The sequence below is a fragment of the Lysinibacillus sp. GW823-FHT02G10 genome (assembly GCF_058797135.1).
Genome location: NZ_JBXAJI010000001.1, coordinates 254886 through 267431, shown reverse-complemented (window position 1 = coordinate 267431; position 12546 = coordinate 254886). Strand labels below are relative to the sequence as shown.

Annotated in this window: 10 protein-coding genes; 6 read left to right on the top strand and 4 right to left on the bottom strand. The window is 37.6% G+C overall.

From position 1 onward, the window contains the following. The first annotated feature begins 183 nt into the window (after positions 1 to 183). Positions 184 to 1413 carry an MFS transporter gene (locus tag AC1RFD_RS01330; protein ID WP_048391272.1) on the top strand — a complete coding sequence of 410 codons (1230 nt, stop codon included), beginning with the start codon at positions 184 to 186 and terminating at the stop codon, positions 1411 to 1413. A 24-nt stretch (positions 1414 to 1437) separates the two neighbouring features. Continuing rightward, positions 1438 to 2844 (top strand): M20 family metallopeptidase, encoded by a 1407-nt coding sequence (locus tag AC1RFD_RS01325; protein ID WP_387254758.1) that lies wholly within the window; start codon positions 1438 to 1440, stop codon positions 2842 to 2844. Positions 2845 to 2879: 35 nt separating this feature from the next. Here the strand turns inward: AC1RFD_RS01325 and AC1RFD_RS01320 are convergent, their stop codons facing one another. The 3 genes from AC1RFD_RS01320 to glnA all read right to left on the bottom strand — a co-directional run bounded on the left by AC1RFD_RS01320 (position 2880) and on the right by glnA (position 6172). Beyond that, complete coding sequence (locus tag AC1RFD_RS01320) at positions 2880 to 4175, bottom strand: ArsR family transcriptional regulator (RefSeq protein ID WP_492474428.1); 1296 nt, start codon at positions 4173 to 4175, stop codon at positions 2880 to 2882. Between the two features lie 382 nt (positions 4176 to 4557). Further along, on the bottom strand, positions 4558 to 4752 hold the full coding sequence (locus AC1RFD_RS01315; RefSeq protein ID WP_048391275.1) for a hypothetical protein: 195 nt from the start codon (positions 4750 to 4752) through the stop codon (positions 4558 to 4560). A gap of 85 nt (positions 4753 to 4837) precedes the next feature. Then, entirely contained in the window at positions 4838 to 6172 is a 1335-nt protein-coding gene (gene glnA, locus AC1RFD_RS01310; protein WP_048391277.1) for a type I glutamate--ammonia ligase, read from the bottom strand. A gap of 585 nt (positions 6173 to 6757) precedes the next feature. Here glnA and AC1RFD_RS01305 point away from each other — a divergent pair. From AC1RFD_RS01305 to AC1RFD_RS01290, 4 genes are read left to right on the top strand one after another with little or no spacing between them, the layout of a single operon-like run. Next, positions 6758 to 7891 carry a response regulator gene (locus AC1RFD_RS01305; protein ID WP_048391278.1) on the top strand — a complete coding sequence of 378 codons (1134 nt, stop codon included), beginning with the start codon at positions 6758 to 6760 and terminating at the stop codon, positions 7889 to 7891. A 6-nt stretch (positions 7892 to 7897) separates the two neighbouring features. Then, positions 7898 to 8317 carry an ATP-binding protein gene (locus AC1RFD_RS01300; RefSeq protein WP_054550610.1) on the top strand — a complete coding sequence of 140 codons (420 nt, stop codon included), beginning with the start codon at positions 7898 to 7900 and terminating at the stop codon, positions 8315 to 8317. Between the two features lie 27 nt (positions 8318 to 8344). Beyond that, entirely contained in the window at positions 8345 to 10042 is a 1698-nt protein-coding gene (locus tag AC1RFD_RS01295) for a methyl-accepting chemotaxis protein (protein ID WP_048391281.1), read from the top strand. Between the two features lie 38 nt (positions 10043 to 10080). Further along, positions 10081 to 10467, top strand: a complete 387-nt coding sequence (locus AC1RFD_RS01290; protein ID WP_009370722.1) for an STAS domain-containing protein — start codon at positions 10081 to 10083, stop codon at positions 10465 to 10467. A 572-nt stretch (positions 10468 to 11039) separates the two neighbouring features. Here the strand turns inward: AC1RFD_RS01290 and AC1RFD_RS01285 are convergent. Further along, positions 11040 to 12386 (bottom strand): sodium-dependent transporter, encoded by a 1347-nt coding sequence (locus AC1RFD_RS01285; protein WP_036080548.1) that lies wholly within the window; start codon positions 12384 to 12386, stop codon positions 11040 to 11042. Between the last annotated feature and the right edge of the window lie 160 nt (positions 12387 to 12546).

The window sequence follows — 12546 nt, the reverse complement described above, 5'->3', positions numbered from 1 at the left end:
ATGATCTACTCTCCTTGCTTAATTTCGTCCTTCATCTACACTTTTTTCTCTATCTCCTCAAAATTTCATTGTACTCGAAATCAAAATATATTGAAAAATAACAATAATGTATTTATAATAACGGACAAGACCTTTATTGTCCTTAAATAAAAATAAAGCGTCCTAAAAAGGAGGAAGAATTGAATGAGTGAGTTACATACGCAATTGAGTGTTGGCAAACGAAATTTTATCTTTTCATTATTATTTCTAGCATGGTTAGTCGATTCATTAACATTGTTCGGTATGAATGTGGCCATTATCCCCATTAGCAAAGAATTACATTTAACACAGACACAAAGCGGGTTGGTCATCAGTAGCTTTTGGCTAAGCAGTGCACTGATGACATTGCTAGCAGGATGGGCCTCTGATAAGTTTGGTTCACGGAAAATAATTGTTATTGCTGTTTTCATGATTTCCCTCTTCTCCCTACTGACTGGGATGATTGGCTCTTTTATGGCAATCTTAGCTATTCGTTTTATTCTTGGTCTTGGTGATGGTGGTTTACCGACAGGCAGTGGCGTTGCCATTACGGAGATTTTCAAAAAAGATGTTCGTGCACGGGCTAAATCGATGCTTCTAGCTGCTCAATTAATTGGTGGTGTTCTTGCTTTGTATTTGGCTGGTTTAATTGCTGATACTTGGGGCTGGCGCACAATGTTTTACATTATTGGTGGTGTTGGTCTAATTGTCACTCTTTTATTGTTTAAGTTTTACAATCCCCCAAAGCTTATTAAACAACAGGTGGCAGAAACTTCAAATGGTCGTCCAATGAAAGAACTCTATAAAAGTTCATTTTTATGGATGCTTGTCGTGATGTACTTTTGCTCAAGTACAGTCCATTGGGGTTTCTCGTCATGGCTTCCCTCCTATTTGGAACAAACGCGGAATTTAAATTTACGAGAAGTCGGATCACTTGCTATGATTCCACAGGCTTGTGGATTAATCGCAGCTATTATCACAGGATTTTTAATTGATAAAGGACTTGCTGGAAAAGAAAAAATAATTGTATTGATTGGTGCCATTGTTTCAGGCCTATGCCTTTATATGATGTTTAATGCATCGAGTATTCAGTTAGCGATTTCCTTTCAGAGTATCTTCTCTATAGGGGATTCAGCCATTTCAATGGCAATTTTGGCCATTCCACTTAAGTATGTTTCTCAAAAAATTATAGGCTCTTTTTTAGGCATGATGTATTTCGCTAGTGGTATGGCTGGCTTTATTGCCCCAACAGCTATGGGTGCTCTTATTGATGGTTTTGGAGGCTCATTCCAAGCAGCCTTCTTCTTCCTAATCGGTGCCTTAGTCATCGTGGTAATCTGTGCGGTATTCTATAGAATTCCATCAAAGAATAGTAGTTTAATTGATCATGCATAAAAAGAAAGGTAAGGGTGAGTTTATTTGACCAAACATAGTAGACTATCACAAATTATTGAAGAAAAACGAGAAAAATTAATTGAAGTGAGTAATCAAATCTGGCAATATGCTGAAACAGGATTTGAAGAATTTAAATCTGCTGAACTATTAAGCAAAGCACTAGAGGATGAAGGTTTTGAAGTGGAGAAAGGTGTTGCCCAAATTGAAACCGCCTTCATAGGAACGTCTGGTCATGGCAATCCTGTTATCGCATTTCTAGGAGAATTTGATGCGCTTACTGGTTTAAGTCAACAGGGCGGTATAGCGCAGCCAAATCCACAAGAAACAGGAGGTAACGGTCATGGGTGTGGACATAATTTATTAGGTACAGGTTCACTTGGTGCTGCTATTGCATTACGTGATTACATGCAAGAGAACAATATCGAAGGAACGGTCCGTTATTACGGTTGTCCCGGGGAAGAAATCGGTGGCGGTAAGACCTTTATGGCAAGAGAGGGTGTTTTTGATGATGTTGATATTGCTTTGACTTGGCATCCAGGAACAACAAATAATATTATGTCGGTTGCCACACTCGCTTGTTACGAAGTGTACTTTAAATTTAAAGGTAAAAGCGCCCATGCAGCTGCTAGCCCACACTTAGGGAGAAGTGCTCTTGATGCTGTGGAGTTGATGAATATCGGAGTAAATTATTTACGAGAGCATATCATTCCTGAAGCAAGAGTCCATTATGCCATTACAAATACAGGTGGTTTTTCTCCAAATGTTGTACAAGCAGAGGCAGAAGTTTTGTATTTTGTAAGAGCTCCAAGAGTTTCTCAAACGGAGGTTATCTACCAACGTATTTGTGAAATTGCAAGAGGTGCTGCTCTGATGACTGGTACTGAGGTAGAAATAGATCTAGCCTCAGCTCTTTCTAATGTGCTTCCAAATACAACATTAGAACAGGTTATGTATGAAAATTTCATTAAATTAGGTACACCTTCTTATTCAGATGAGGAAATACAATTTGCTAGTGCTATTCGTAAAACACTATCGGAAGAGGAAAAAAAGGTGGATGTGCAAAGAAATCGTCAATTAGCTGGAAAAGATATTGCGGATATTATTGATCCATTTAAGCCTGATGAATTTATGGCTGGATCTACTGATGTAGGTGATGTTAGCTGGCTTGTCCCAACTGCACAATGCATGACCGCATGTGAACCACTTGGAACCCCTCTTCATACATGGCAAATCGTAGCAACAGGGACAACTTCCTTAGCACATAAAGGCATGCTTCATGCAGGGAAAGTTATGGCTTCTACAGCACTGGATGTCCTTCTACAACCAGAATTAATTGAACAAGCGAAGGCAGAATTAATTGAACGTCGAGCTGGTGAGGTATACACTTCCCCTCTGCCATCAGATGTAAAGCAATACAAAATTCGCTCATAGCATAACAAGAGAGTCCATATATCTATGGACTCTCCTTAGAATGGAGAAATTTTATAAACCTTACGTGGACGTCCGCGTGTATGGGGTTTCTCCTCTGCAACGACTTCAGCAAATCCTTTTTCCTCAAGGGTTGTTAATATTCTGCGCGCACTTCGAGCTGGTATCTGCATATATTTTGCTAGCTCATTAGCATTCAGCTCATCACTTGCTAATTTTTTCAATGAGGACTTTAACTTATTTAATGTCATCACACTTAAGGTGGTTTTCTGACTTAAAGCCTCTAATTCTTCTGAGGTATAGGAGTATGTAAGTTGTTCAGGCTTTCCAAGCGGTCCTGCAATTTTTTTATCATCAAAACAAACCATCCATGAACCCTTACTGCATTCCTTTGCATGCAATAAGGCATTTCCAGCGTTTATTTCTGCGTCATATACCGTTTGACCAATCCCAATTCCACAAGTCATGGCCTCTTGATCTAGCGGTGTGAAATCTTCTATATCAGGCATTTGGTTAAAATTCTTCGTTATATCCTCCATTAAGCCTCTCGTAGTGAAAATCACATAACGCCCAAATCTTGTAGATTTAATGGAACCATGGATGCTTTTTGTGTACGTCAGCAAATGCTCCATTATCTTAAGTTCCATTCTAAACAGCTCATCTGTTGAGAAGTTATTTTTTGCGATTCCTAAAAATGGATCAATTTCGATTATTTGTACAGCAATTTGAGTCGCCTTATAGCGTAGCATTTCATATGTTCGTAGCATATTCGTAATAACAGCCTCTACAGCCATCGAGGATGGGAACAATCGGTAGGTTGGAACACCTAGCAATTGTAGTTCATGATGAATGGGATGACCAGTAATGGCAGCCTTTGTTTGGCCACTTTCCCAAAGCTTAAAATGATAGTGCACAAGCTCTTTTAATGAAATTGTCTCCGATTCCACAAATTTAGGCTTTACTTCAATCCCTGCCTCCACCAAGGCTTGCTCCCATGCATCACTATTACCAGCATCGTAGCTAATTTCATTCACGTCGATTTTGTGTTCGTACAATACCTTTAACACGGTTTTATATAAGGATGATCCTTTATACATAACATAAAAAACTGGTGTCTTTAGTTGGTTCCAACTTTGCACAATATTATAGGTGATGGGCCCTGTACACAGCCACATATCCATTTCTTCCATCAATAAAGGTGTCACTTTTTCATCTAAATCCTCTTGTGCTAGACATTCTATCGAGGTAAATATAAACTCTGGCCAATTTTTCAAGACAGCTTCGACAAATTCAATCGAGTCTGAAGGGCCAAGAAGACCTAACCGTATTTTCAACCAAACCCCTCCTTTGTTCGATGAACATGATAATTTTATTATAGCAAAAGTATATAAAATACATATAAATTTCCGACAACTATCGATTTTCATTTACCCACTGTAAATATAAGAGAGGAGATATTTTTTGTAAAATACCAAGGTGCTTTGGATAAAAAAATAGGTCTTTCCATCAAGTGGTAAAATGGCAGTAGAAAACTTTGAGGCACTATGGATGTTCATTACTTTGAAACTGTACTGGTTAGGGAGAAAAATGATGATCCAGATGAATTAATTTATGACAATCCAAGGAAGAATAAACCCGATTACCATTAACCTTTCACAACAATCGAGTTTATCTTTTATTAAAAAAAGTCACGTCTCATCGACATGACCCCTCTTGTTAAATAGTGTAATTGTTTTGCTGATAAATAATTAAAGCAGAATGGATGACCGTCTGCTCTCCAATAAAGAGCGTATTGTATTTGATATCAAGTATGAAAAAGCCTTTTAAATCTACTAAAGCACGGTTAATATCAAGTTCAAATTGCACAATATCATTGTTTTGAATTGTCACAACTTGAGTTATCTGTGTCATCGTTCACACTCCTTTAATCTTATGATAGAGCAAAAAGAAGTACATGTCACATAAAAAAGTTGGAGCTAAAAAAGCCCCAACACCTTTAGTACATCGTTAAATATTCCTCACGCTCCCAGTTATGGACACGTGTGCGATATTTATTCCATTCAATTTCTTTGGCAGCTGTAAATTTATCATAAATATGGTCACCCAATGCATCACGAACAATGGTATCCATCTCTAATTCAATTAGCGCAAATTCTAATGAGGATGGTAAACTATCAATCCCGTTCAACTCCCGATCTGCTGCTGTCATTTTATAAATATTACGGTCTACCGCGGCTGGTGGTGTTAAATCTTTTCGTATACCATCCAGCCCAGATGCTAGAATTACAGCCATTGCTAAATAAGGGTTTGCTGCTGGATCAACTGAACGCAATTCAATTCGTGTAGATAGCCCACGTGCTGCTGGAATGCGAATTAATGGTGAGCGGTTTTGAGCAGACCACGCTACATAGCAAGGGGCTTCATAGCCAGGTACTAATCGTTTATAGGAATTGACAAGTGGATTCGTGATAGCTGTAAAACCATGCACATGCTTCATAATTCCTGCCATAAAGCTACGTGCGGTTGCGCTTAATTGCAAGTCTGCATGTTCATCATAGAAGGCATTTTTATCACCTTCAAATAAGGAGAGATTAAAATGCATTCCTGAGCCATTGACCCCAAATAGTGGCTTTGGCATAAATGTTGCGTGGAGACCATGCTGTGCAGCAATGGTTTTTACCACCAGTTTAAATGTTTGGATATTGTCACATGCCTCAATAGCACTCGCATACTTAAAGTCGATTTCATGCTGGCCTGGTGCTACTTCATGATGAGACGCTTCAATTTCAAAGCCCATCCCCTCTAGCTCTAAAACAATATCACGACGACAGTTCTCTCCCAAATCAGTTGGCGCTAAATCAAAATAGCCTCCACTATCATTTAATTCCAGTGTCGGATGCCCTTTTTCATCCAACTTGAATAGGAAAAATTCAGGCTCTGGCCCTAAATTAAACGACGTAAAGCCCAGCTCCTCCATTTCCTTCAATACTCGTTTTAAATTGGAGCGTGGATCTCCTTCAAACGGTGTACCATCTGGTCTTGCAATATCACATATAAAGCGAGCTACTTTCCCCTTTTCAGCAGTCCAAGGAAAAATCACAAAGGTATTGATATCTGGCTTTAAATACATATCTGATTCTTCAATACGCACAAAACCTTCGATTGAAGAGCCGTCAAACATAACTTTATTATCTAGCGCTTTTTCTAATTGACTGACAGGAACTTCCACATTTTTGATTGTCCCTAAGATATCTGTAAATTGTAGGCGAATAAATTTCACATTTTCTTCCTTCACTCGGCGTATAATATCTTCTTTGGTATAATGTTTCATTCTTCACCACTCCAATGTAATTTTAATTAACACGTTTTTTATAACTGCTCTAAAAATACATTAAATTTGAAGAATAAGCAATATGTATGTAAGGTTTTATGACATGCTTTTTATCGAATATATTAATCCTTATTTTAGATTAATTTTTCTTACCACATTTCCATCTCAAATAGCGATCTTTCATCTTTAAAAAAGGGCAAAATTACTACTTTCTACAAAAGGCCTTTAGTCTTACAAAAATTCTTCGTCACTCTAAAAATGAACAGTCTAGTATCATGACTAGAGACGAAGTATTCACTACTTCCCCATGCATTAATTGTAGATATATCAAGAACATCGTTAAAAAGATAACCCGTGAACCCTATCCAAGAACCAAGATGTCAAAAATCCTATTGATTAAGTTTTACTTTATATCACAAAAGCCTTGTATAATGCGATATTTATTGGTAAATTTATAGCAAATTAGAATTTTAATTTATTCATATTATCAGTAAATACGGAGTATATAATTATGGTTAGAAATCATTATGTTGGCTTCCAGGAAATATTTAGTTATAGATACATAAGGCGGTGAATTAAGTAGGCATGTCAGTATTAATTATTGGCAGCGTAAGTAATGATGTGCTACGTCTGCAAAAGTATTTTCATCGTATCAGCATCCCCAATATTTATTGCTTTTCAACAACGGAAGCAGCAATGAACTATTTAGTAGATTCAGCTTTGAAAGATGAGCTGGAATTAATCGTACTTGACACGAAAATGACACTCAGCAATTGCGAGGAAATTTGTCAGCACATTCATGTACTTAAAAATTGGATAGATGTCCCTATCCTTCTATCTACTACCTACGAAAAAAACATAACAATCGATAGGGTTTTTGAAGCAGGCATTTTCGACTTTATTTTAAAGCCGTTTGATTTTACTCATTTTAAGACTCGAATTCAAGTAGCCTTAAAATATCAGAGGGAAGCCAAGCTTCGAAAGCAGCAAGAAAGTATGATTCAAAAAGATTTATTTGTTGCAAAAAAATTCCAAAAGAACGCACTATCTCCTCCATTAAATCTTGAGCAAATACAGGTTGATGGTCTTTACGTAACATCCAATACACTAGGAGGTGACATGTACTGCTGGTTTAAGATTAATGACCATTTAACCGCCATTCTTCTGTACGATGCAATGGGGCATGGCATAGCTGCATCACTCGTTACTATGTCCATCAGATCATTATTAAAAGGAATGATTACTAAGTTAATTGATCCAGTAGCCGTAATCCAAGAACTTAACCGCCAAATTTACGAGCTATTTTCTGATGAGGATATGGACCGTTTTTTAATGACAGCAATCTACATACTTCTAGATACAAAAAACGGCACTTTGCACTATGTGAATGCGGCTCACCCTTCTGGTTTTTTATTTGGAAAATTTGGAGAAACAGTCTTCCTCCCAGCGAATACGCCTATCCTCGGACTATTCCCTACTATTCAAATAAATAAAAAAACAATACCTTTATCAGGCTGGCATCGTATTATTCTTTATACGGATGGATTATTAACATTGAACGAGCAAAACTCAATTGATATGGACTTTTTCTACGCCTATGCTTCACAGGATAACAGCTATGCACTACAAAAGTTTTCTCAAAAGTACAATTTATTTGATAATGATTACAGCGATGACATCACAGTCGTTTCAATAACAATTACATTAAAGGGTAGGTGATTGAAGATGGAATTCACACTCAATGTAAATCCTGATACACAAGCTATAGCCTTTATTGATCAAGTAATGGAGAATTATACAGAGATATATAATCTACCTTATAAACGAGAGTTAAGATTTGTTGTTCATGAACTAGTCATCAATGCCGTAGAGGCTATGGGAAAAATTAATACACCCGCTCAAAAGAAGATTCAAATACAAGTAACTCAATCAAACGAAGAGATAAAAATAACAGTCACTGACGAAGCAAAAGGCATTGACGAAAAGGACTGGGACAAAGTTCTTCAATTCGATTTAGACAAATTTGATTATGCTGATCGTGGACGCGGTTTATTTTTTGTCAAAAATATGGTCGACCATATTTGGTTCGAAAATATTTCTGAAACAAAATTTTTAGTTGGTATTTCCAAAAAGATTCATCTATAAAGTAAACGTAAAATTGGGGGCGTTTTAATGAAGTTATCTATACGAAAGAAAATGAATCTGCTTATATTTGGTTGTATTATTTTACTTACTTCCCTTTTAGCAGGAGTCAATTTTTTTGTTGCCAAGAACAATCTATTAGAAAGTGCTGATACAAAGCTTTTATCAGATATACAGTTGAGCTATGAATATTTAGACGCTAAATATCCTGGTGAATGGTCCATTAAAAACAACCAACTCTATAAGGGCGATATCAATATGGTAGAAAACTTTGAGGTAGCTGATAAAGTTGGAGAACTCACAAACGGGAATGCTGTATCCATCTTTCAAAACGATACGCGTATAAGTACCAATATAGTGGATAATGGTGAACGCGCTTTAAATACAAAGGTTTCTGACGAGGTTGCTACTGTTGTACTAGGAGAAAAAAAGCGCTTTATCGGTTCTGCCAATGTCTTAGGAAGTTTGCATCAAGCAGCCTATGATCCGATTGTAAATAGTCAAGGCGAGGTTATCGGTGTATGGGCAACCGCTGTCCCTACCGCTCCTTATATAAGCATTGCCACAAAATCAGCACTGGAGAATGTAGCGATTTCCTTAGTGATCGCCATTGTAATGATCGGAGGAATTAGTTGGTTCTTACAAAAGCAAATTGTTAATCCTATTAACATTCTAAGTACCAATGCCAAGGAACTAGCAGAACTAAATTTAAATGTTAAACTGTTAAACCCTAAAGGCAAAGATGAAATCGCTGAATTAGCACGCGCATTTAGTAGTATGAAAAATCATTTAACAGAGACGATAAAAATTGTGGCTGGTAGTGCACATCAAATTGCAAAGTCATCACACACTTTGGCAGAATCATCACATCAAACAAGTGAAGCATCTAATCAGATCGCACTAACAATGAATGAAATCGCCGTTGGTACTACCACTCAATCTGATCAGGCTGAACGAATAGTTTCAATGATGCAAAAAACGCTTGAGGAAGTATCAAAGAGCTTACAAAAGGCTGAAATCACTTTAAATAGCGCTATCGAATCCACTCATATCGCACGTAAAGGAGAAGAAGCCATCAATGAAGCGATTATGCATCTAAGTGATGTTACGAAAACAGTGTCTTATGCAACAGATTCTATCCAAAAATTAGGCAAGCGCTCTGAAGAAATTGGTGGTATTATTACCGTTATCACTGGCATCGCAGAACAAACGAATCTGTTAGCACTCAATGCGGCCATCGAGGCAGCACGAGCAGGTGATCAAGGGAAAGGTTTTGCTGTCGTTGCATCAGAGGTTCGTCAATTAGCTGAACAGTCAAGTTTAGCAGCTGGACAAATTACTAATCTTATTAATGATATCCAAGCGGAAACATCTGTGACCGTACGAACAATGGAAAGTAATTTACTAGCTGTCGAGGAGCAAGTAACGATCATCAATAAAGGCGGAAGTGCCTTAAAAGAAATCGTGGAGAAAGTTGTCGAAACTGAAGAAGGTGTCGAACAAATGAAAGTGGCATTTACACATGTTAACGACAACTCCCTAGATGTGCAACAAGCCATTCAAGATATTTCTCGCATCATCGAGGACGCTGCAGCAGCTACAGAAGAGATTGCCGCAACCTCAGAAGAGCAATATGCGACTGTTGCCGAAATTACACAAAGCTCAGATGAGTTATCATCAATTGCTGATAAATTACAAAATGAAGTGAATAAATTTAAGTTTGAATAAATCCCCAAACAAGAAAAGAAAAATGGAGGCGCTATAGGATGAATCAGAAGAAAATTGCAATGAATATTGACACAAAGGCTGATTATATTGTGATTGCGTTTACAGGCGATTTAGAATACGGGATGATTGAAGAAATAAAGTCAGAGCTGCAAACACTTAGCTTAGACACAAAACACGGATACATTATCGATATGCAAAGGGTAACAAATATTGATAGTACTGGATTCGGGATGATCGTTAATTTTGCTAAGAAGGTGTCTGTAAAAGATAAGAAAATCGCCATTATTGTCGTCGATGATTTCATTCGCAACTTATTCGCTATTTCACAGGTTGATAAAGTATTCCCTATTGCCGAAAGTGAAGAACAAGCAAGGAAGATTATTAAAGAAGATTGGCTAGGTGAGCTATCACTTAACGATTATTAATCTTTATAATTATAATGAAAAGGTGTATTCCTATTAGACGGAATACACCTTTTTATGTTGTTAAAAAAGAAGATGTTAACGGTAGAAATAGTAACTTTGCAAGGTGAGAGATTGATTTCCGTTCCGCCAGCGTCCTTTCCAGGGGGGGCGTCCGATGAGCCGCTAAATCCCATAGGAGTGACGCTATCAACCATTCTACAAAGTGTCTTTACCTCATAGTAGCATAGCGATCAAATCTACCCATTATTTGTATTCTTAGAGGGGATAGGCTCTTATTTTCAATGCGGTGAAGTACTGAGTGACAACACCTCTTCATAAAGAGTAATGAACTCCTTTACTTTATTTGAAAACCTTTGCTAAAAAGATTGAGATTTTTTGGGTTGGTGCGGAAGGCTTCTTGACTCCCGTGGGATAGCGAGACAGGTGAGCCCCTACACGGAGGAAGCTGCTGGCACTCGCCCACAGGAAAGCAAGTAGCCTTGCAATAGAAATCCATTTCTACCTTTCTATTGACTGTTATGTTTTTAACACTAAGAGAAGGTATTTTTCCTATGGCGGAATATACCTTTTCTTTAATACTGCAGTAGCATATTAACAAACACAACTAGAATGATAATCGGTACAACAACTAGCATTAACATACGATATGTCGAATAATAGCCTTGTCCCATTTGACTACCCGTTAGCAATTCTCTCTTCACAAATTCTTTATCCACTACATAGGCAATAAAAATAGCAATGAATAAATTCCCTAGCGGAAGCATGATATTCGACACTAAAAAATCGGTTGCATCAAAGATACTTTTCTCAAAAATCATTATATCCGATAAAACACTCGAAGAAAGCGCTGCTGGAATAGCTGCAATAAATACGACTATACCAAGTAAAAGTGTCCACATTGGACGGGATTTCTGACTATGCTCCATAAATGCCGCGACGATAATCTCATATAAACTAAATGATGACGTTAATGTAGCAAATAAAAATAGCAATAAAAACATGGCTAAAAACACTTCACCAAATGGCATTTGACTAAATGCTGTTGGTAGCACCATAAATAGCAAACCTGGACCCGCTGCAGGCTCTAAATCAAAGGCGAACACAACAGGGAAAATCGCTAAACCTGCTAAAAATGAAACAAGCACGGTTAACAGCACTACAGAACCCGCTGAATTCGGAAGACTGACATCTTTTTTTAGATAAGAGCTATATGTAACTAGACAAGAAAAACCTACTGCTAACCCAAAGAATGATTGCCCTAAGGCTTCTAATAATGCCTTACCCGTAATATTCGAGAAATCAGGCCATAAGAAGAATTTTACCCCTTCCATTGCCCCATCTAATGTAACTGCACGCACAACAAGGACAATGAACATTATGAAAAGTAACGGCATCATCCATTTATTGGCCTTTTCAATCCCATTTTGTACACCTAATGAAATCACAAGTACGTTGGCTAATGTAAACAACACTAGACCAACTAGCGTAATCCAAGGCGTGCCTATAATTTTTCCAAATAATTCAGCTGGATCTACTGCTGGATCAATTACCGCGCCAGCTACACCTAGCCCGCTATAAATAAAGATCCAACCTCCAACAACGCTATAAAAAGTTAATAATAAAAAACAGCCTAGCACGCCCATTCGACCAATCCAGGCCCATCCTGGCTTAGTTGGAGCAATTTTTTTATACGCTGTTACAGCCTCGGATTGTGTACCACGTCCTAAAACATACTCGGACAATAACATCGGTAGTCCTATTAACAAGGTAAATAACACAAAGATAAGGAAAAATGCTCCTCCACCACTTTGTCCTGTTACATAGGGAAGTTTCCAAATTGCCCCTAGTCCGATCGCCGCACCAGCTGACGCTAAAATAAAACCTAATTTACTAGACCATTGTCCTTTTTTTCCACTCATCTCTTCAAACTCCTCAAACATTCTAAACTCTTCTCTATTTTACATGAAAATATAGCTTTCGACTAGATTATAATTATAAAGTACTAGTTAGCTATTTTACTCCATTACTTTTTTCTATATTTATCCGTTAGTTTTGCCTTTCTTTTCTTCACACCTTTCC